The organism is Amycolatopsis sp. NPDC005961 (assembly GCF_040629235.1).
Taxonomy (GTDB): domain Bacteria; phylum Actinomycetota; class Actinomycetes; order Mycobacteriales; family Pseudonocardiaceae; genus Amycolatopsis; species Amycolatopsis camponoti.
Map to the genome: position 1 here is coordinate 91,637 of NZ_JBEXVF010000024.1, position 19,523 is coordinate 111,159.

The 19,523-nt window shown below is 69.7% G+C and carries 18 protein-coding genes; 13 read left to right on the top strand and 5 right to left on the bottom strand.

Annotated features, from left to right (window positions below; all coding sequences use genetic code 11):
* Positions 1 to 38 precede the first annotated feature (38 nt).
* From ABZ342_RS22715 to ABZ342_RS22740, 6 genes are all read left to right on the top strand, one after another.
* Positions 39 to 1,778 carry a glycoside hydrolase family 3 N-terminal domain-containing protein gene (locus ABZ342_RS22715; protein WP_360476315.1) on the top strand — a complete coding sequence of 580 codons (1,740 nt, stop codon included), beginning with the start codon at positions 39 to 41 and terminating at the stop codon, positions 1,776 to 1,778.
* Complete coding sequence (locus ABZ342_RS22720) at positions 1,775 to 3,052, top strand: DUF1343 domain-containing protein (protein WP_360476237.1); 1,278 nt, start codon at positions 1,775 to 1,777, stop codon at positions 3,050 to 3,052. The genes ABZ342_RS22715 and ABZ342_RS22720 overlap by 4 nt, the downstream gene beginning before the upstream one ends.
* A gap of 46 nt (positions 3,053 to 3,098) precedes the next feature.
* Positions 3,099 to 4,829, top strand: a complete 1,731-nt coding sequence (locus tag ABZ342_RS22725) for a serine hydrolase (RefSeq protein ID WP_360476318.1) — start codon at positions 3,099 to 3,101, stop codon at positions 4,827 to 4,829.
* A gap of 295 nt (positions 4,830 to 5,124) precedes the next feature.
* Positions 5,125 to 6,042, top strand: coding sequence for a MurR/RpiR family transcriptional regulator (locus tag ABZ342_RS22730; RefSeq protein WP_196425912.1), 918 nt, complete (start codon positions 5,125 to 5,127; stop codon positions 6,040 to 6,042).
* Positions 6,043 to 6,065: 23 nt separating this feature from the next.
* Positions 6,066 to 6,995 (top strand): N-acetylmuramic acid 6-phosphate etherase, encoded by a 930-nt coding sequence (locus ABZ342_RS22735; RefSeq protein ID WP_155547819.1) that lies wholly within the window; start codon positions 6,066 to 6,068, stop codon positions 6,993 to 6,995.
* A 54-nt stretch (positions 6,996 to 7,049) separates the two neighbouring features.
* Positions 7,050 to 8,138 carry a HoxN/HupN/NixA family nickel/cobalt transporter gene (locus ABZ342_RS22740; RefSeq protein WP_360476241.1) on the top strand — a complete coding sequence of 363 codons (1,089 nt, stop codon included), beginning with the start codon at positions 7,050 to 7,052 and terminating at the stop codon, positions 8,136 to 8,138.
* On the opposite strand, the gene ABZ342_RS22745 is transcribed toward ABZ342_RS22740, so the two are convergent.
* Together ABZ342_RS22745 and ABZ342_RS22750 are read right to left on the bottom strand one after the other, a co-directional pair.
* A complete protein-coding gene (locus tag ABZ342_RS22745) occupies positions 8,135 to 8,857 on the bottom strand; it encodes an oxidoreductase (RefSeq protein ID WP_360476244.1) in 723 nt (240 codons plus the stop codon). The two genes, ABZ342_RS22740 and ABZ342_RS22745, sit on opposite strands and share 4 nt — an antisense overlap.
* Positions 8,850 to 9,347, bottom strand: coding sequence for a phosphoribosyltransferase (locus tag ABZ342_RS22750; protein ID WP_360476247.1), 498 nt, complete (start codon positions 9,345 to 9,347; stop codon positions 8,850 to 8,852). The genes ABZ342_RS22745 and ABZ342_RS22750 overlap by 8 nt, the downstream gene beginning before the upstream one ends.
* Before the next feature lie 112 nt (positions 9,348 to 9,459).
* Here ABZ342_RS22750 and ABZ342_RS22755 point away from each other — a divergent pair, with 112 nt between their 5' ends.
* The 3 genes from ABZ342_RS22755 to ABZ342_RS22765 all read left to right on the top strand — a co-directional run bounded on the left by ABZ342_RS22755 (position 9,460) and on the right by ABZ342_RS22765 (position 12,774).
* Complete coding sequence (locus tag ABZ342_RS22755; protein WP_360476250.1) at positions 9,460 to 10,062, top strand: GNAT family protein; 603 nt, start codon at positions 9,460 to 9,462, stop codon at positions 10,060 to 10,062.
* Positions 10,063 to 10,162: 100 nt separating this feature from the next.
* The gene (gene acs, locus ABZ342_RS22760; RefSeq protein WP_360476253.1) at positions 10,163 to 12,145 is read left to right on the top strand and encodes an acetate--CoA ligase; all 1,983 of its coding nucleotides are present in this window, start codon (positions 10,163 to 10,165) and stop codon (positions 12,143 to 12,145) included.
* A gap of 143 nt (positions 12,146 to 12,288) precedes the next feature.
* Positions 12,289 to 12,774 (top strand): DUF6319 family protein, encoded by a 486-nt coding sequence (locus ABZ342_RS22765; RefSeq protein WP_155547826.1) that lies wholly within the window; start codon positions 12,289 to 12,291, stop codon positions 12,772 to 12,774.
* 136 nt (positions 12,775 to 12,910) lie between these two features.
* Here the strand turns inward: ABZ342_RS22765 and ABZ342_RS22770 are convergent, their stop codons facing one another.
* A complete protein-coding gene (locus tag ABZ342_RS22770) occupies positions 12,911 to 13,252 on the bottom strand; it encodes a cupin domain-containing protein (protein ID WP_155547827.1) in 342 nt (113 codons plus the stop codon).
* A 130-nt stretch (positions 13,253 to 13,382) separates the two neighbouring features.
* Between ABZ342_RS22770 and ABZ342_RS22775 the strand changes: the two genes are divergently transcribed.
* Complete coding sequence (locus ABZ342_RS22775; RefSeq protein WP_155547828.1) at positions 13,383 to 14,111, top strand: VIT family protein; 729 nt, start codon at positions 13,383 to 13,385, stop codon at positions 14,109 to 14,111.
* Here ABZ342_RS22775 and ABZ342_RS22780 read toward each other — a convergent pair.
* On the bottom strand, positions 14,108 to 15,565 hold the full coding sequence (locus tag ABZ342_RS22780; protein WP_360476258.1) for a peptide MFS transporter: 1,458 nt from the start codon (positions 15,563 to 15,565) through the stop codon (positions 14,108 to 14,110). The two genes, ABZ342_RS22775 and ABZ342_RS22780, sit on opposite strands and share 4 nt — an antisense overlap.
* Before the next feature lie 190 nt (positions 15,566 to 15,755).
* Here ABZ342_RS22780 and nhaA point away from each other — a divergent pair, with 190 nt between their 5' ends.
* From nhaA to ABZ342_RS22795, 3 genes are read left to right on the top strand one after another with little or no spacing between them, the layout of a single operon-like run.
* Entirely contained in the window at positions 15,756 to 16,934 is a 1,179-nt protein-coding gene (gene nhaA, locus ABZ342_RS22785; RefSeq protein WP_360476261.1) for a Na+/H+ antiporter NhaA, read from the top strand.
* 60 nt (positions 16,935 to 16,994) lie between these two features.
* The gene (locus tag ABZ342_RS22790) at positions 16,995 to 17,495 is read left to right on the top strand and encodes a phage holin family protein (RefSeq protein WP_155547831.1); all 501 of its coding nucleotides are present in this window, start codon (positions 16,995 to 16,997) and stop codon (positions 17,493 to 17,495) included.
* Positions 17,496 to 17,499: 4 nt separating this feature from the next.
* Positions 17,500 to 18,420: an alpha/beta hydrolase gene (locus tag ABZ342_RS22795; protein WP_360476264.1), complete on the top strand. Its 921-nt coding sequence runs from the start codon at positions 17,500 to 17,502 to the stop codon at positions 18,418 to 18,420.
* Here the strand turns inward: ABZ342_RS22795 and ABZ342_RS22800 are convergent.
* Positions 18,413 to 19,501, bottom strand: coding sequence for an FAD-dependent oxidoreductase (locus ABZ342_RS22800; RefSeq protein WP_360476267.1), 1,089 nt, complete (start codon positions 19,499 to 19,501; stop codon positions 18,413 to 18,415). The genes ABZ342_RS22795 and ABZ342_RS22800 overlap by 8 nt on opposite strands.
* Positions 19,502 to 19,523 lie beyond the last annotated feature (22 nt).

Here is a 19,523-nt window from a genome sequence, read left to right on the forward strand (position 1 = left end):
ATCGGAGGTTCCATGCGCTCGCCCTGCCCGTCGCGGGGGTGCTCGCCTTCACCGGTGTGGGTGTCGCGACCGCGGCCAGCGCGCCGCGGATGAGCGCGGACGCTCAGGCGGAAGCCGCCGCGACGCAGGCGCTGCGCGGGCTGACGCTCGAGCAGAAAGTCGGGCAGCTGTTCGTCACCTGGGTGAACGGCAAGACGGCCGACGAGGTGAACCCGAAGAACCAGACGGACTTCGGCGTCGACACCCCGGCGCAGGTGATCCGGAAGTACCACCTCGGCGGCGTCATCTACTTCAACAACGACTCGCGCGACAACTTCGACGACCCCGTGCAGGTCTCGAAGCTGTCCAACGGCCTCCAGAAGGCCGCCATCACCAGCGGGGCGCACATCCCGCTGCAGATCGCCGCCGACCAGGAGGGTGGCACGGTGACCCGGATGGGCGCGCCGGCCACCGAGTTCCCCAACGCCATGGCCATCTCCGCCGGGCGGGACACCGGCCGCGCGACGAAGGCCGCCACCATCCTCGGCCAGGAGCTGCGGGCCGTCGGGATCAACCAGGACTTCGCGCCCGACTCGGACGTCAACTCCAATCCCGTCAACCCGGTCATCGGCGTGCGGTCCTTCGCCGGGCAGCCCGGCTTGGCCGGCGACTTCGTCACCGCCGAGATCAAGGGCTTCCAGAAGTCGGTGGCCGCGACCTCGAAGCACTTCCCCGGCCACGGCGCCGCGCCGACCGACAGCCACACCGGGCTGCCGCGGATCGACAGCACCGAAGACCAGTGGCGGGCCACCGACGTGCCGCCGTTCAAGGCCGCCATCCAGGCCGGCATCGACTCGATCATGACCGCGCACATCCAGTTCCCGAGCCTCGACCCGTCGCTGGAGCCCGCGACGCTGTCGAAGCCGATCGTCACCGGCAAGCTGCGCAACGAACTGCACTACAACGGCGTCGTCATCACCGACTCCCTCGAGATGCAGGGCGTGCGCGAAATGCACAGCGACGCCGAGATCCCGGTCCTCGCGCTCAAGGCCGGCGTCGACCAGCTGCTCATGCCGGTGCACCTCGAGGTCGCCGTCAACTCGGTGCTCGCCGCCGTGAAGTCCGGGGAGATCCCGATGCAGCGGATCGACCAGAGCGTGCTGCGCGTGCTGACGCTGAAGTTCAAGAGCGGCATGCTCTTCGCGCCGTTCGTCGACCCGAACCGGGTGATGAAGACCGTCGGCACGCCGGCGAACCTCGCCACCGCGCAGGACATCGCCGACCGCGGCATCACGGCCGTCGCGAACGACGCCGGCCTCCTGCCGCTGAAGCAGAAGCCCGCCACGGCGCTCGTCACCGGCTGGGGCGCCACCACGACGGCGACGCTCGCGCAGAAGCTGACCGCCCACGGCACGGCCGCGACGGCGTACCAGACCGGTCAGGCCCCGACGGACGCCCAGATCGCGCAGTCGGTGGCGAACGCCAAGAACGTCGACCTGGTCGTCGTGCTGACCAACAACATCGGCGGCTTCCCCCTGCAGACCAAGCTCCTCGACGCCCTGCAGGCCACCGGAAAGCCGGTCGTCGCGGTCGCCGCGCAGATCCCGTACGACGCGGGCTACGCGAGCACCGTCAAGACCTGGCTGGCGACCTACGGCTACATCGGGCCGACGCTGGAAGCACTGGCCAAGGTCATCCTCGGCGAGACGAAGCCGGTCGGGAAGCTGCCGGTCGACATCCCGGCGGGGGCCGACGTGCACACCGTGAAGTACCCCTTCGGCCACGGGCTGACCTGGTGAACCTGAACCGGCGCCACTTCCTCGGCGCGGGTGCGCTCGCGGTCCCGGTCTTCGCGGGCGGCTCGGCCGTCGCCGGGGCCCAGCCCCAGGACCAGGCGCAGCCCCAGGCCCACCCGGGCCGCGTCCTGACCGGTGCCGAGCAGCTGGCCGCGCAGGGCTGGCGGTCCTTCAAGGGCCGCAAGCTCGGTGTCCTGTCGAACCCGACCGGGGTCCTGCTGAACGGCGACCACATCGTCGACTCGATGGTCGCGGCCGGCGTGCGGCCGGTCGCGGCCTTCGGGCCGGAGCACGGCTTCCGCGGCAGCGCGCAGGCCGGCGGCTCCGAGGGCGACTACACCGACCCGAGGACCGGCGTCCCGGTGTACGACGCGTACGGCGTCGACGCGACGAAGCTCGCTTCGCTGTTCACCAAGGCGGGCGTCGACACGGTCGTCTTCGACATCGCCGACGTCGGCGCGCGCTTCTACACCTACATCTGGTCGCTCTACACGGCGATGGTGGCCGCGGCGCGGGTCAACGCCGCCTTCGTCGTGCTCGACCGGCCGAACCCGATCGGCGGCCGGGCGGCCGGCCCGCTGCTCGACCCGAAGTTCTCGTCAGGCATCGGCAAGAAGCCGATCGTCCAGCAGCACGGCATGACCGTCGGCGAGCTGGCGCGCTTCTTCGCCGAAGAGTTCCTCCCCGGCGAAGGCGTGAAGCTCGCAAAGCTGGACGTCGTCCAGGTACGCGGCTGGCAGCGCGACACGCTCTTCGCGCAGACCGGGCTCAACTGGGTCCTTCCGAGCCCGAACATGCCGACCCCGGACACGGCGCTCGTCTACCCCGGCACCGGCATGTTCGAAGGCACGGTGTTCTCCGAGGGCCGCGGCACGACCAGGCCGTTCGAGATCATCGGCGCGCCCGGGCTCGACTGGCGCTGGCGCGAGAAGCTCGAGGACCTGCGGCTGCCCGGGGCGAAGTTCCGCGAGATCTACTTCGTGCCGACCTTCAGCAAGTTCGTCAACCAGACCTGCGGAGGCGTGCAGGTCAGCGTCGACGACCCCCGGGCGTTCGACGCCATCCGGACCGCGGTCGCCATGCTCGTCACGGCGAAGGCGCTGCACCCGGACGTCTTCGCCTGGCGCCCCGACAACTACATCGACAAGCTCTCCGGGTCCGACCGGCTCCGGACCATGGTCGACGCCGGTGCGGGCGTCGACGAGGTCACCGGGGCCTGGCGGGCCGAGCTCGCCGAGTTCGACAAGAGACGTCGCCACTACCTGCTCTACCGCTGAGGGGGCACTCGTGCGTGCTAGGAAGGTCATCGCCGCGGCCACCGGAGTGCTGGTCGCGCTGACCACGTTGACTGTGTCGGATTCGGGAGCCAGCGCCATCGGACGCCACGACGACGCGGGCCGCTTCGACCGGCCGCAGCAGGGCTTCGCGTCCCCGTGGACGACTCTGCGCGACGGCCGGCCGAAGGACGTCGACCTCGACCCGGCGCCGATCAAGGCCGCCGAGGACTTCCTCGCGAGCTGGACGAAGCCGGACGCCACCGGGCACCCGCACTTCTCCGGCGCGGTCGGCCTGCTGGCCCACGACGGCGTCGTCGTCGACCGGTACGCCGTCGGCGGCGCGCTGCGGTACGCCGACGCCACGGGCACGGAGCTGCCGGCGGACCAGCAGGTCCCGATGCGCAACGACACGATCTTCGACATGGCGTCGATCTCGAAGCTGTTCACCTCGATCGCCGTGCTGCAGCTCGTCGAACGCGGCCAGCTCACCATCGACACCCCGGTGAGCCGGTTCTTCCCGGAGTTCGCCACCGGCGACAAGGCCGCCATCACGATCAAGATGCTGCTCACGCACGTCTCGGGCTTCGACGCCGACCCGATCCCGTCCCTGTGGGCCGGCTACCCCGACATCCCGTCGCGCCGGCAGGCCGTGCTCGACAGCCCGCTGAAGAACAAGCCGGGCACGACCTACCTCTACTCCGACATCAACCTGCTCACCCTCGGCTTCGTCGTCGAGAAGCTGACCGGGCAGCCGCTCGACAAGGTGGTCCACGACCGGATCACCGCGCCGCTGGGCATGGTCGACACCGGGTACAACCCGCCGGCGTCGAAGCTGAACCGGGTCGCCGCGACGGAGTTCGAGGCGAACCCGCCGCGCGGGATGGTCCGCGGCAGCGTGCACGACGAGAACGCGTGGTCGCTCGGCGGCGTCGCCGGGCACGCCGGGGTGTTCAGCACCGCGACCGACATGGCGGTCCTCGCCCAGACGATGCTCAACGGCGGCAGCTACCGCGGGCACCGGATCCTCGGCGAGGAGACCGTGCGGCAGATGATGCTGACGAACTACAACCAGCAGTTCCCGGACGACGCGCACGGCCTGGGCTTCGAGCTCGACCAGCCCTGGTACATGGGCGCGCTGGCCTCCCCGGTCACCGCCGGGCACACCGGCTTCACCGGGACGACGCTGGTCATCGACCCCGAGTCGCGCTCCTTCGCGATCCTGCTGACCAACCGTGTGCACCCGAGCCGGAGCTGGGGCTCGATCAACACCGCGCGTCAGGTCTGGGCGACGTCGCTGGCCAGGGCGATGGCCGTCCGGCCGGCCGTCGGGAAGGACGCCTGGACGAGCACGCTGGGTAACGCGAGCGCCGCCACGCTCAGTACGCGTCCGTTTACTACGCAAAGTGATCAAGCACGCGTGTCCTTCTACGCCTTCGTGGACACCGAGGGAAGCACTGATCCATTACAGCTGCAGGCGTCCACCGACGGGGTGAACTGGCAACCGATCGCGCTATCGGTTTCCGGGCCGGGCGCACCCTCCGGAGATGTGACGTCGCTCTCCGGACACGGACACCGTGCCTGGTGGAAGGCGAGCGGCGTGCTGCCCCAAGGCGCGTCGGTGAGCCTCCGCTGGCGTTACAGCACCGATCCGAACTACACGGGCCGCGGTGTTTCGGTCGACGGTGTGAAAGTCACCGAGAGCGGCCGATCACTCCTCGACGGTGAACGGAACCCCGCGGTTTTCGTCGCAGAGGGTTGGCAGTTGAGCGCAAGGTGACCGACCTGTCGCGCACCGTCCAACTCTGACCCCAGTTAACCGTCTCCTTGCCGTTTGCACAGCGACACTAAGTTGCCAAGTCGTTAGCTTGACCTCGTTAACAAGACCGACCTGGTTGGCGACTTTCTGGTCAGTGATTAATCGCAAATCCAGATCCGCAGACACGGATGGGTTGCGAGAGGACTGAAGGGTGTGGGTAGCCTTGTCGCAGATGCCAACGGTTAGTAACTTTCCGACGGTGAGTGATACCGAATCCGTAGTCGGCACGGCACCGTCCGAGCCCGTATCGGTCCAGATGGCCGCACGGGACGCGGACTCCAGCCCGCTGGTGCGCATCCGGTCGTTGCTCCCTGGCCTGGCCCGCGCGGAGCAGCGCGTGGCGAAGGTCGTACTGGAGGATCCCGCGCACGTCGCGAGACGCAGCATCACCGAGGTGGCCCTGGCCGCCAACACGAGCGAAACGACGGTGACGCGCTTCTGCAAGGCCGTCGGCGTCGGCGGGTACCCGCAGCTGCGCATCGCGCTGGCCGCGGACACCGCGCGCACCGAGGCGCGCACCACGCGCAACCTCGGCGGCGAGATCGGCCCGGACGACGACCTGGCGGCCGTCATCGGCAAGGTCAGCTTCGCCGACGCGCGTGCGGTCGAGGAAACGGCCGACCAGCTCGACGTCGCCACGCTGGAGCGCGTGATCGAGGTCGTCGCGAGCGCCGGCCGCGCGGACGTCTACGGCGTGGGCGCCAGCGCCTTCGTCGCCGCGGACCTGCAGCAGAAGCTGCACCGCATCGGCCGCGTGTGCTTCGCGTGGTCGGACACGCACATCATGCTGACCTCGGCCGCGGTGCTGAGCCCGGGCGACGTCGCGATCGGCGTCTCGCACACCGGCGCGACCACCGACACCGTCGAGGCGCTGCGGGTAGCCAGGGAGCACGGCGCGATCACCATCGCCGTGACGAACTTCCCGCGGTCCCCGATCACCGAGGTCGCCGACTACGTTTTGACGACCGCGGCGCGGGAAACCACGTTCCGTTCGGGGGCGACGGCGAGCCGCATCGCCCAGCTCACCGTCATCGACTGCCTGTTCATCGGCGTCGCGCAGCGGCACATGGACGCGTCGGTCAACGCCCTGGACGCCACCAGGGACGCGGTCGGCTCGCACCGCCTGGGGGTCAGGCCGGACGGTCGTCGCCGTCCTCGGGAAACCGGCAAATAGTGACCGGAGAAAATGTGAGGCGCATGATGACCGTCCCCGTGCAGGCGGTGCACGTCGATTCGCCGACCGAAACCCGCAATCCCCGCACCACGGACATCGACCTGATGTCCACCGCGGGGATCCTGGGCGCGATCAACGCCGAGGACCGCACGGTCGCCGGCGCGGTCGCCGCGGTGCTGCCCCAGGTGGCGCGCGCGGTGGACTACGCCGTGGACGCGCTGCGGGCCGGTGGCCGGGTGCACTACGTCGGTGCGGGGACGTCCGGGCGCCTGGCCACGCTGGACGCGGCCGAGCTGGTGCCGACGTTCAACGTGCCGGCCGACTGGTTCATCGCGCACCACGCCGGCGGCGAGCGCGCGCTGCGCCAGGCCGTCGAAAACGCGGAGGACGACGACGGCGCCGGCGCGGCCGAGATGGCCGCCATGGTCCAGCCGGGCGACTTCGTGCTGGGGCTGACGGCGTCGGGCAGGACGCCGTACGTCTTGGGTGCGCTGCTCGCGGCCCAGCGCCAGGGCGCCCACACCGGCCTGGTGTCGGGCAACGCGAAGGCCGCCAAGCCGGCGGGCGTCGACGTGCTCATCGCCGTCGACACCGGTCCGGAGGCGATCGCCGGGTCGACCCGGATGAAGGCGGGTACGGCGCAGAAGATGATCCTCACGTCGTTCTCGACGGCGACGATGATCAAGCTGGGCCGGACCTACTCCAACCTGATGGTCAGCATGCGGGCGACGAACGCGAAGCTGCGCGGCCGGACCATCCGCATCCTGCAGGAAGCCACCGGCATGACGATGGCGGACTGCTCGGACGCGCTCACCGAGGCCGGGGGCGACCTCAAGGTGGCGCTGGTGCACTTGCTGTCCGGGGAGGACGTCAAGAGCGCCGCCAAGGCTCTGCACGTCTCCGGCGGGCACGTCCGGAAGGCGCTCGACCTGGTGCGGGTCCGCGCGAGCTAGATCTCATCTGTTCACCTGTCTAACCTCTCAGATGAGAGGGAAGGCGGGTGGCCGATGGAGGGCACAGAGGACTCGCGGCGCGGGCTGTCGCGCCGCGAGTGGGTGTCGATCGGCGGGATGGCCGGGTTCATCCTGCTGCTCAACGTCGTGGGCTGGGTGGTGCTGGCGGTCTTCGTCGCGCCCCGGCACTACGCGCTCGGCGCGTCCGGCGTCTTCGGGATCGGGCTGGGCGTCACGGCGTTCACGCTCGGCATGCGGCACGCGTTCGACGCCGACCACATCGCCGCGATCGACAACACCACCCGCAAGCTGATGGCCGACGGCCAGCGGCCGCTCTCGGTCGGCTTCTGGTTCTCCCTCGGGCACTCGACGATCGTCTTCGCGCTGTGCCTGCTGCTCTCCCTCGGCGTCCGCGCGCTGGCCGGGCCGGTCGAGGACGACTCGTCGGCGTTGCACCGGACGACCGGCCTGATCGGGACGTCGGTGTCCGGCGTGTTCCTGTACGTGATCGCGATCCTCAACCTCGTCGTGCTGATCGGCATCCTGCGGGTGTTCCGGCGGATGCGCCACGGCGAGTTCGACGAGGCCGCGCTGGAGCACCAGTTGAACAACCGCGGCCTGCTGAACCGCGTGCTGCGCGGGGCGACGAAGGCCGTGCGCAAGCCGTGGCACATCTACCCCGTCGGCCTGCTGTTCGGGCTGGGCTTCGACACCGCGACCGAGATCGGCCTGCTCGTGCTTGCCGCGGGCGCCGCGACGTTCGCGCTGCCCTGGTACGCGATCCTCGTGCTGCCGATCCTTTTCGCCGCCGGCATGAGCCTGTTCGACACCGTGGACGGCTGCTTCATGAACTTCGCGTACGGCTGGGCGTTCGCGAAGCCGGTGCGCAAGATCTTCTACAACATCACGGTGACGACGCTGTCGGTCGCCGTCGCGTTCGTCATCGGCACGATCGAGCTCGTCTCGATCCTCACCGAGAAGCTGGACATCACCTCGGGGCCGCTGGCCGCGATCGCGTCGGTGGACCTGGACTACGTCGGCTTCGGGATCGTCGGGTTGTTCGTGCTCACCTGGGTGATCGCACTGGCGGTGTGGCGGTTCGGGCGCATCGAAGAGAAATGGTCGGCGAAATTGTCCGCTTAAGAAGCCGCATCCGAGATGCCTTTCGCTTCGCGCGCACCGGCTTCGAACGCTTCGCAGTTGAAGAGCAGCCACGCGCGTACGCCGTCCGGCGTCCCGCTCGCGAATCCCTCGGCGGCTTCCAGATACCGGGGCACACGGCGGAAGAACGCGACCTCGGGAATGCTCAGCGCCTTCGGGTCCAGGCCCGTCGCGACCATCGTCAGCCGCGCCGCAGCCCGCGCCACGACGCCGTCCGCACTGCCGAAAGGCTTGAGCGCCAACAGTTCCCCGTGCACGACAGCCGTCAGGACCGGGCCCGGCACCGACGTCGCGCCGGTCACCAGCTGGGCCAGCAGCTCCAACCGGCCACCGCCGGAATGCGGGCGCCCCAACGCATCCGGGTCGCTGACCAGGTCGGCCGCGGCGAGAACGTGCATGCGGGCCAACGCTTGCATCGGCGCGCGGCGCCACGTCGGGAGCAGCGTCTCCAACGTCTCCGCGACGCGCAGCGCGCCGGCGAGCACCGGGTCGGCCACCGAACCGTCGGCGGGCAGCTCCGGGTTGGCGCCTTCGATCCCCGCCGACGCGCGAGCCGCACGCACCGACGCTTCGGCCGCGGTCGCCGCGCCGCCGCGGAGGTTGGCGGGCAGGCGGTGCACCGCGAAGACGGCGTCCTGCGCGGACTTCGCGGCCGCCGCGACGCCTTCGAGGTCGAGGAGGGGCTTGAGCGGATCAGGCATCGAGGACCTGGCCTTCGCGGGAGACCACGGGCGGCAGCACCGACCACGGGAAGTTGATCCAGCGGTCGGTGTGCCGCCAGACGTACTCGCACTTGACCGTGGAATGCGGCTTCTCATACACGACGGCCGAACGCACCTCGGCGACGTGCTCGAGGCAGAAGTCGCGGACCAGCTTGAGCGTGGCGCCGGTGTCGGCGACGTCGTCGGCGATCAGCACCTTCTTGCTCGTCAGGTCGACGAGGTTGGGCACCGGCGGCAGCATCACCGGGAGGTCGAGGCGCTGGTCGACGCCGGTGTAGAACTCGACGTTCATCACGTGCAGGTTCTTCACGTCGAGCGCGTAGCCGAGCGCGCCGGCGACGAACAGCCCGCCGCGCGCGATGGACAGGATGAGGTCCGGCGCGAAGCCGTCGTCGGCGATGGTGTGAGCCAGTTCACGGCTCGCGGTGCCGAACAGCTCCCAGCTCAGCTCTTCCCGCTCTTCGGCCATCGATCTCGCCCTTCGTCGTGGTCAGCCGAGCATAGGCAACGCCAAAGTGGCCTTCGGAAATGCTCGGAAATTGGCTATCCAAGGTAGCCAAAACCGACTTTAAGGTGATCACGTGAGCGACTGGAGCACCCGACCGACCCTGTCCGGCGAGCACGTCCGCCTGGAGCCGCTGACGCCCGAGCACGCCAAGGGCCTGTTCGAGGCCGGCACCGACCCGGGCATCTGGGCGTGGCTGAGCATCCGGCAGCCGGGTGATCTCCCCGCGGCGGAGCGCATGGTCGAGCAGGCGCTCGCCGACCCCGACCGGCAGCCCTTCGCGCAGATCGACGTCGCGTCCGGCCGCGTCGCCGGGACGACTTCGTACTACCAGGTCGTCGCGCCGCACCGGATCCTCTCGATCGGGCACACGTGGATCGGCGCGGACTGGCAGCGGACCGGGCTGAACACCGAGTCGAAGCTGCTCCTGCTCACCCACGCGTTCGAAACCCTTGACGCGCAACGGGTCTGCTGGGAGACCGACATCCGCAACCTCCGTTCGCAACGCGCCATCGAACGACTTGGCGCGCTTCGGGAAGGCGTGCTGCGCGCGCACCGGATCCGGCCGGACGGCTCGTCCCGCGACACCGTCACCTATTCGATGCTGGCACCGGAGTGGCCGGCGGCGAAGGCCCGTCTGAGCGAACGCTTAGTCACCGGGGCTCGCCTGGCTCGGTGAAACGACAGGGCAACGTGGGTGCAACCTTTTACAAGGCGGACTAACGTCGCTAGCGTGCCGCTAGCCGTCGTTTCGGCGCACTACAGGAGGCCTTGCAACCATGACCGAGCAGTCCCCAGCCCTGGACAACCTGCTCACCGAGAGCCGCACGTTCCCGCCCAGTGAAGATTTCGCTGCTCAGGCCAATGCGCAGGCCGATCTCTACGCCGAGGCGGACGCCGATCGCGAAGCGTTCTGGGCGAAGCAGGCGGAGCGGCTGACGTGGGACACGAAGTGGACCACGGTACTGGACTGGACCAATGCGCCGTTCGCGAAGTGGTTCGTGGGCGGGAAGCTGAACGTCGCGTACAACTGCGTCGACCGGCACGTCGAGTCCGGGCACGGCGAGCAGGTCGCGATCCACTGGGTCGGCGAGCCGGGTGACACGCGGGACATCACCTACGCCGAGCTGAAGACCGAGGTTTCCCGGGCCGCCAACGCACTCACGTCGCTGGGCATCACCGCCGGCGACGTCGTCGCGATCCAGCTGCAGATGGTCCCCGAGGCCATCTTCGCGATGCTCGCGTGCGCGCGGATCGGCGCGCTGCACAACGTGGTCTTCGGCGGCTTCTCCCCGACGGCGCTGCGCGCCCGCGTCGACGACGCCGCCGCGAAGGTCGTCATCACCTCCGACGGGCAGTTCCGCCGCGGCAAGGCCGCGCCGATGAAGGCCAATGTCGACGAAGCGCTCGAAGGCGCCGAAACCGTCGAGAAGGTCATCGTCGTGAAGCGCACGGGCGACAAGCTCGAGGGCGACGTCCCGTGGACCGACGGCCGCGACCTGTGGTGGCACGAGCTCGTCGACGGACAGTCCGAAGAGCACACTCCCGAAGCGTTCGACAGCGAGCACCCGCTGTTCATCCTCTACACGTCCGGGACGACCGGGAAGCCGAAGGGCATCCTGCACACCTCCGGCGGCTACCTGACGCAGACGGCGTACACGCACCACAACGTCTTCGACCACAAGGCCGGCGAAGACGTCTACTGGTGCACCGCCGACATCGGCTGGATCACCGGCCACAGCTACATCGTCTACGGCCCGCTCGCCAACCGCGTCACGCAGGTCGTCTACGAAGGCACGCCGAACACCCCGCACGAGGGGCGCCACTGGGAGATCGTCCAGAAGTACAAGGTCTCCCTCTACTACACGGCACCGACGCTGATCCGCACCTTCATGAAGTGGGGCGCGGAAATCCCGGAGAAGTACGACCTGTCGTCGCTGCGGGTGCTGGGCTCGGTCGGCGAGCCGATCAACCCCGAGGCGTGGATCTGGTACCGCGAGAACATCGGCGCGGGCAAGGCGCCGATCGTCGACACGTGGTGGCAGACCGAGACCGGCGCGATCATGATCTCGCCGCTGCCGGGCGTCACCTCGACGAAGCCGGGCTCCGCGCAGAAGGCGCTGCCGGGCATCTCCGCGAAGGTCGTCGACGACCAGGGCACCGAGGTCGGCCCGGGCGGCGGCGGGTACCTCGTGCTCGACAAGCCGTGGCCGTCGATGCTGCGGGGCGTCTGGGGCGACGAGGAGCGCTTCCGCGACACCTACTGGTCGCGCTTCAAGGACCAGGGCTTCTACTTCGCCGGCGACGGCGCGAAGTACGACAACGACGGTGACGTCTGGCTGCTGGGCCGCGTCGACGACGTGATGAACGTGTCCGGCCACCGCATCTCGACGACCGAGGTCGAGTCGGCGCTGGTTTCGCACCCGACGGTGGCCGAGGCCGCGGTCGTCGGCGCGACCGACCCGACGACCGGGCAGGGCATCGTCGCGTTCGTCATCCTGCGCGGGAACGCCGTCGACGGCGGCGAGGAGGCCATCCAGGCCCTGCGCAACCACGTCGCGAAGGAGATCGGGCCGATCGCGAAGCCGCGCCAGATCATGGTCGTGCCGGAGCTGCCGAAGACGCGCTCGGGCAAGATCATGCGCCGTCTCCTGCGCGACGTCGCGGAGAACCGGCAGGTCGGCGACGTCACCACGCTGGCCGACTCGTCGGTGATGGACCTGATCTCGACGGGCCTGAAGACGGGCAAGTCCGAGGAGTGAGCTAGCGTTCTCTTCGTCAGAGCCCTTCCGGCTTCGCGCCGGAAGGGCTCTGTCATGACACCCCCGAGTGGCGCGGCTCGAACGCATGTTCTACGCTGTGCCGCGAACCACACCCCCTTCCCGGGCAAGGAGACGACACGACGATGACCGTGGATGTCCTGACGCACGACGAGGAAACGGCTTCGGCTCCGGCCGAGGCTCCGGCTTCGACTCCGGAGGTTTCCGCCGACGAGGCGACCGTCACCGAGTCCGCGTCCCCGGCCTCTTCGGAAAGCCCGGCCGAGCCGGTCGCCGAAGAAGCCCCGAAGCCGAAGCGCGGCCGCCCGAAGGGCGCGTCGACGGCGTCGACGGCGAAGAAGACCCGCACGGTCGAGCTGATCCTGACCGTCACCGGCACCGCCGATGGCGAATGGCAGGCCGAGCTGAAGAACGGTTCGAAGTGGGTCGCGAAGGGCCTCGAGATCCCGGCGGCGGCCGTCTCGCGCGCGGCGAAGGAGCTGCACGCGGACCTGTCCGGCCCGATCGACGAGGTGATCAACCAGGCCCGCGAGGCGCAGGCGGCGAAGGTCGCGGCGCTGGAGGCCGAGCTCGAGAAGGCCAAGCAGGCCCTCGCCGAGCTGGACGCCTGAGCTTCACTCCAGGGAGCGCCCGGTTCCGCATCCGCGGGGCCGGGCGTTTCCGCTTTCCGGGGGTCGGCTCGCGTGACCGGAGGGTCGACACGCGTGATTGGGGAGTCGACACGCGTGATTGGCGGGTCGACACGGCTCAGGCGATCGGGGGACGCCTGGGCAGCGGGGACTTGAACTCCACCCACATCGAGTCCGTCAACGCCTCGACGTGGTGGTCCACCCCGCGTGGGTGCAGGATCGAAGCCCCCGGTTCCAGCTCCGCCTCGACCCCGTCCACCGTGCCGCGGATGCGGCCCGACAGGACGTACACGATCGAGTCGTGGTCGTGCGCGTGCGTCGGTGAGGCCACCCCCGCCGGGTAGTGGATCAAGTACGCCAGGCCGCTCTCCGCCGTCTCCAACAGCCGGAACCGGCCTTCGCCGCCCGTCAGCGGGAGGCCCTCCACCGTCACCAGTGGCTGCCAAACCTGATCCTCCATGGGCCCATCATGACCCAGGATCGCTGAGAGTCCACACAGGACCGGCTTAGGTAAGGCACGCGTTAATTAGGCGTACCTGACAAAAAGAACAAGTCTCGCCACGATTCTCCGTTCGTGTTTCACTTGTCGGGTGACCGAAACGATCGACGGTGACGCCGTGGGCCACGCCCACGAACCGCACCAGGACGTGGGCGGGAAGCTGAACTGGCTCCGGGCCGGGGTTCTCGGGGCGAACGACGGCATCGTGTCCGTCGCCGGCATCGTCGTCGGGGTGGCCGGCGCGACCACCGAAAGCACCACGATCCTGACCGCCGGAATCGCCGGGCTCGTCGCCGGCGCCTTTTCCATGGCCGGCGGTGAATACGTCTCCGTGAGCACCCAGCGCGACACCGAACAGGCCTTGCTCCGGCTGGAAAAGCAGGAGCTCAAGACGATGCCCGAGGCCGAGGAGCGCGAGCTCGCCGAGATCTACCAGGACAAGGGGCTCTCGCCGGAGCTCGCGAGCCAGGTCGCTCGCGAACTGACCGAAAAGGACGCGCTGCACGCGCACGCGGAGGCCGAGCTCGGCATCGATCCGGACAACCTGACCAGCCCGTGGCAGGCGGCCTGGGCGTCTCTCATCGCGTTCTCGGTCGGCGCGCTGCTGCCGATCCTCTCGATCGCCTGGGCCGGCGTCTCCTGGCGGGTGTGGGCGTGCGCGGCCGCGGTCGTCGTCGGCCTGACGCTGACCGGGTGGCTCAGCGCGCGGCTCGGGGACGCCCAGGTGGGGCGCGCGATCCTGCGCAACGTCGGGGTCGGCGCCCTCACCATGGTCGTGACCTACTTCGTCGGGGTGATCTTCGGGGTCACAGTCGGCTAGTGGACGCCCTTCATCAGCTTGCGGATGAAGGGGATGCCGAGGAACAGCAGCACGCCGACACCGATCGCGACGCCGCCGACCGTGCTGAAGTACGGCGCTTCGTCGTCGACCGAGTAGTACTCGGCGAGCTTGCCGGACATCGCCGTGCCGAACGAGATCGACAGGAAGTTCAGCGCGACCATCTGCGTCCGGAACGCCTCCGGCGCGAGCTTCGTCGACAGCGACAGCCCGACCGGCGAAAGGCACAGCTCGGCGATCGTGAAGACGAACAGGATGCCGACCAGCGCGAGCATCGGGCTCGCGTTCTTGCCGCTGCCCACCATCGGCAGGAACAGCAGGAAGGCCGCGCCCATCAGCACCGTGCCGAGGACGAACTTCATCGGCGTCGACGGCTGGCGCTCGCCGAGCTTCGTCCACAGGGCCGCCAGCAGCGGCGCGAACACGATGATGAACACCGGGTTGATCGAGTTGACCCAGGGCACCGGCAGCTCCCAGCCGAACAGGCTCCGGTTCAGCCGCTGGTCGGTGTAGGCCGCGACGACCGTGAACTGCTGCTGGTACAGCGAGAAGAACACCGCGCTGGCGATGAACATCGGGATGAACGAGAAGACCCGGCTGCGCTCGTCACCGGTGATCTTGCGGCTGGTCAGGATGACGAGGAAGTAGATCACCGAGATCACGCCGACCACGATGACGACGACGTCGGCGAGGTTGTCCGGATTGACGACGCCGGTCAGCACCAGCGTCACGATCACGGCGACCAGCACGACGGCGGCCCCGACGGCCAGCATGCGCTGCGAGGCCGGGAGCGGGTTCGGGACCTCCTTGGCCTTCTCGCCGAGGTTCTTGCGGCCGAGCGTGTACTGGATCAGGCCGAGCGCCATGCCGACCGCGGCGAGACCGAAGCCGAGGTGGAAGCCGACCTCCGTCTGCGCGAGCCCGGTCAGCAGCGGGCCGACGAAGCCACCGAGGTTGACCCCCATGTAGAAGATCGTGAAGCCGGCGTCGCGCCGTTCGTCGCCGTCGGCGTAGAGCGTGCCGACGATCGCCGTCGCGTTCGACTTCAGCCCACCACTGCCGACCGCGACGCAGACCAGGCCGACGCCGATCCCGGCCAGGCCCGGCAGGATCGCCAGGCTGACGTGGCCGATCATGATCAGCACGGCGCTGTAGAACAGCGTCCGTTCGGAACCGAGCAGCCGGTCGGCCACCCAGGCGCCGATGACGGCGGACAGGTACACCAGCCCGCCGTACGCGCCGACGATGCCGAGCGCGGACTCCTGCGCCAGGCCGAGACCGCCCTGTTCGACCTTGTAGTAGAGGTAGATCGGCAGGATGCCGAGCATCCCGTAGTAGGAGAAGCGTTCCCACATCTCCACGCCGAAGAGGTTCGCCAGCCCTCGTGGGTGCCCGAAGAACCTCGTGTCCTGCTGGACCTCGGTAGAGGTGCTCACAACTGTCGTCTTCCTTTGTCTCGGACTTCGTTGTCGCTTGGCATGCTATGAGCCGAAGTGGTGACCCACCACCGGTACCCCGTGTGGCGGCGGCCATAACGGTCCGTGACAAAGAGGCATTAAAATAACGTCAAGGTGCGCCGGGAAGCCTGGTCGGCAACAGTGATCAGCGACCCCAGGAGCCGCCCGCATGTCCCGTCCGTTGAGCGAGTTCGCGCGCTACCTGCGCACCGAAACCACCGGCGGCCTCATCCTCCTCGGCGCGACCGCCGTCGCCTTGATCTGGGCCAACTCCCCGGTGCGCGACAGCTATCACGCGCTGCGCGAGTTCCGGCTCGGCCCGGAGTTCCTGCACCTCAACCTCACCATCGGCGACTGGGCGAAGGACGGCTTGCTCGCCCTGTTCTTCTTCGTCGCCGGGCTGGAGCTCAAGCGCGAGCTGGTCATCGGCGAGCTGTCCCGCTTCAAGCAGGCCGTGCTGCCGGTCGTGGCCGCGTTCGGCGGCATGGTCGTGCCCGCCCTCGTCGCGCTCGGCGTCGGCTGGGGGACACCGGGGATCGAGCGGGCGTGGGCCATCCCGGTGGCCACGGACATCGCGTTCGCGCTCGGCGTGCTCGCGCTGACCGCGTCGAACCTGCCCTCGAGCGCGCGGGTGTTCCTGCTGTCGCTGGCCGTCGTGGACGACCTCGGCGCGATCATCGTCATCGCCGTGCTGTTCACGACCGGTTTCGACCTGGTCGCCGTGGGCGTGGCGGTCGTCGCGCTCGCGCTGTACGCCTTCCTGCAGCACCGGCGCGTCCGGACGCCGTGGCTCTACGTGCCGCTCGCGCTGGTCACCTGGGTCGCGGTGCACTCGGCGGGCATCCACGCGACGATCGCCGGCGTCGCGCTGGGCCTGCTCACCCGCGTCCGCGCCGATGACGGCGAGGCCGAAGCGCCGGCGTTGCGGCTGGAGCACCGGCTCCAGCCGTGGTCGGCCGCCGTCGCCGTACCAGTGTTCGCGCTGTTCGCGGCCGGGATCTCGGTCGACGGCGACGCGCTCGGCGCGGTGTTCACGACGGCGTTGCCGCTCGCGGTGCTCGCCGGGCTGCTCGGCGGCAAGGTCGTCGGGATCTTCGGCGCGAGCTGGCTCGCGGTGAAGCTCGAGGCCGCCGAAATGCCCCGTGGCATGGGCTGGCGTGACATCGGCGCGTTGTCCGTGCTCGGCGGGGTCGGCTTCACCGTGAGCCTGCTGATCGCGGAACTGGCGCTCCCGGCGGACACGAGTGAACTGGCGAAGGCGGCGGTGCTGATCGCCTCCGCGGTGGCGTCCCTGCTCGCGGCGGTTCTGCTCCTGAAGCGCAGCCGCGTGCACGCCGAAGCGGATTGATCTCGCGACACTCGGCTACGCCGCCGCGCCCGGTTTCGGGACACATGGCACGATGACCCGGTGAGCAGCCCCAAGCACGAACGCACCGGCCCCGACGGCGTGGGGGCCGTGCCTTACCTCCCGCTGTCCTCCGACTCCGACGTCCCCGGCGACCAGTCGATCGGCAGGCTCGTCGGCGACGCGACCCAGCACATCTCGACCCTGGTCCGGGCCGAGATGGAGCTCGCGAAGTCCGAGCTGGTCGGCGAGGTGAAGAAGGGCCTCAAGGGGGCCATCTACTTCCTGATCGCACTGACGGTCCTGCTGTACAGCTCGTTCTTCTTCTTTTTCTTCCTGTCCGAAGGCCTCGCGGACTGGTTCCGGCCGCTGCACCGCTGGGGCGCGTTCGGCATCGTGTTCGCCTTGATGCTGCTGGTCGTCGGCGCGACCGCGTTCCTGGGCTACCGCAAGGTGAAGAAGTTCAAGGCACCGGAGCGGACGATCGCCAGCGTCAAGGAGACGGCCGCCGCGCTGAAGCCGCACAAGGCGCCCGACGCCGACCTGACCACCACGCGCGACTGAGGCGTTGCACGCGTCCCCCGACCCGTCGAGCGTCCGGCTCGACGGCCCGTGGGCCCACCGCGACGTCTCCGCGAACGGCATCCGCCTGCACGTCGCCGAGCTCGGCGAGGGGCCCGTCGTGGTGCTGCTGCACGGGTTCGCCGAGTTCTGGTGGACCTGGCACCACCAGCTGCGGACGCTGGCCGACGCCGGCTTCCGCGCGGTGGCCGTCGACCTGCGCGGCTACGGCGACTCGGACAAGCCGCCGCGCGGTTACGACGCGTGGACGCTCGCCGGGGACGTCGGCGGCCTGATCAAGTCCCTCGGCGCGCGCCGGGCCCACCTCGTCGGGCACGCGTGGGGCGGCATGCTCGCCTGGACGGTCGCGTCCCTGCACCCCCGGCTCGTGTCGTCGGTGACGGCGATCGGGGCCGCCCACCCGCTCGCGCTGCGGTCCGGGGCCGCCCGCCCGTGGCGTGGCCAGGGCCGCGCCGCCGGGCACCTCTTCCGCTTCCAGGTGCCGATGGCGCCGGAGAAGTGGCTCGTGAAGGACGACGCCCAAGCCGTCGAGGACCTCTTCGGAGCTTGGTCCGGCCGCCGCTGGCAGTCCACATCGGACTTCACCGACAGCGTCGCGGCCTTCCGGCAGGCGATGCTCGTGCCCGGCGTCGCGCACAGCGCCCTCGAGTACTACCGCTGGGCGTTCCGCGCCCAGTTCCGCGGCGAGGGCCGCCGGTTCACCGACGCCGTCGACGCCCGGATCACGGCGCCGACGCTGCAGCTGCACGGCGCCGACGACACCTGCGTCCTGCCCGAGACGGCGGCGTCGTCGGTGCGCTGGGCGGGCCCGCACGCCGAGCCGGTGCTCTGGCCGGGCGTCGGGCACTTCCCCCACCTCGAGGCGCCGGACCGGACGTCGGCGGCCCTGGTGGACTTCCTCAAGTGAGGTCGATGGCGTTCTTCGCCCGCTCGACCGACTCCTCCGACGGACCACCCGCCGGGTTCTCCGTGGCCAGCGCCTGGTTCAGCTCGACGAACGGCCGCATCCGGCGTTCGTAAGCCGCGAAGGCCGCTTCGTGCTCACCGCGGCCCAGCTCCTGAGCGAGGACGTACGCACCGACGAGCGCGAGGCTCGTTCCCTGGCCGGACAGCGCCGAAGCGCAGTAGCCGGCGTCGCCGAGCAGCACGACCCGGCCCGCCGACCAGCGGCCGAGGTGGATCTGCGCCATCGCGTCGAAGTAGAAGACGTCCGCGGCGGCCATCGCCTCCAGCAGCTTCGGCACCTCCCAGCCGATCCCGCCCAGCCGTTCGCCGACGAGCCGCTTCTGGTCCTCGACGTCCAGCCGCGGCAACGGCTCCGAGCCGAAGCCGAGCGTGACGCGCAGCTCGGTGTTGTCCCGCACGGGGTAGATCGCCCCGCCGGTCTCTTCGTGCCGGAACCAGACCTGCCAGTCCGCCAGGCCCAGGAAGTTCGGCGCCGGGAAGATCGCCAGGTACTGCCCGAGGTGGCGGACGAACTCCTCCTCCGGCCCGAAGGCCAGCCGCCGCACCGCCGAGTGCAGGCCGTCCGCGCCGACGACCAGGTCGAACGTCCGGAAGCCGCCGCGCTCGAACTCGACGCGCACGCCGTGCGCCTCCTCGGTCAACGCCGTGACCGAGTCGCCGAAGACGTACTCGACGTCGGCCGCCTCGTGCAGGATCGCGACGACGTCGTCGCGCAGGACCTCGAAGTCGTCGTTGTCGAGCCGTCCGCTGCTGTAGGTGAACTCCTCGGACCGGAACAGCTCCTGCCCGGCACCGTCCACCACCGACATCCCGCGCATCCGGGTGCGCACCGCGCGCATCCGCTCGCCCAGGCCCATCCGGTCGACGACGTCGAGCGCGGCGCCGCGCACGTCGATCGCCTGGCCGCCGGTCCGCGGGCCGGGCGCGCGCTCGACCACCGTGACGGCGAAGCCCTGGCGCGCCAGGAACCAGGCCAGGGTGGCGCCGGCGACACCGGCGCCGGAGATCAGGACGTTTCGCATGGTTCCTCCAGAGTCGTACGCT

Excerpts from the sequence above, each read along its gene's own strand:
- ABZ342_RS22770 (WP_155547827.1), bottom strand. The coding sequence starts at position 13,252 with ATGGAGGATCAGGTTTGGCAGCCACTGGTGACGGTGGAGGGCCTCCCG.
- ABZ342_RS22800 (WP_360476267.1), bottom strand. The coding sequence starts at position 19,501 with ATGCGAAACGTCCTGATCTCCGGCGCCGGTGTCGCCGGCGCCACCCTG.
- ABZ342_RS22750 (WP_360476247.1), bottom strand. The coding sequence starts at position 9,347 with ATGGCCGAAGAGCGGGAAGAGCTGAGCTGGGAGCTGTTCGGCACCGCG.
- acs (WP_360476253.1), top strand. The coding sequence starts at position 10,163 with ATGACCGAGCAGTCCCCAGCCCTGGACAACCTGCTCACCGAGAGCCGC.
- ABZ342_RS22740 (WP_360476241.1), top strand. The coding sequence starts at position 7,050 with ATGGAGGGCACAGAGGACTCGCGGCGCGGGCTGTCGCGCCGCGAGTGG.
- ABZ342_RS22745 (WP_360476244.1), bottom strand. The coding sequence starts at position 8,857 with ATGCCTGATCCGCTCAAGCCCCTCCTCGACCTCGAAGGCGTCGCGGCG.
- nhaA (WP_360476261.1), top strand. The coding sequence starts at position 15,756 with ATGTCCCGTCCGTTGAGCGAGTTCGCGCGCTACCTGCGCACCGAAACC.
- ABZ342_RS22730 (WP_196425912.1), top strand. The coding sequence starts at position 5,125 with ATGGCCGCACGGGACGCGGACTCCAGCCCGCTGGTGCGCATCCGGTCG.
- ABZ342_RS22735 (WP_155547819.1), top strand. The coding sequence starts at position 6,066 with ATGATGACCGTCCCCGTGCAGGCGGTGCACGTCGATTCGCCGACCGAA.
- ABZ342_RS22765 (WP_155547826.1), top strand. The coding sequence starts at position 12,289 with ATGACCGTGGATGTCCTGACGCACGACGAGGAAACGGCTTCGGCTCCG.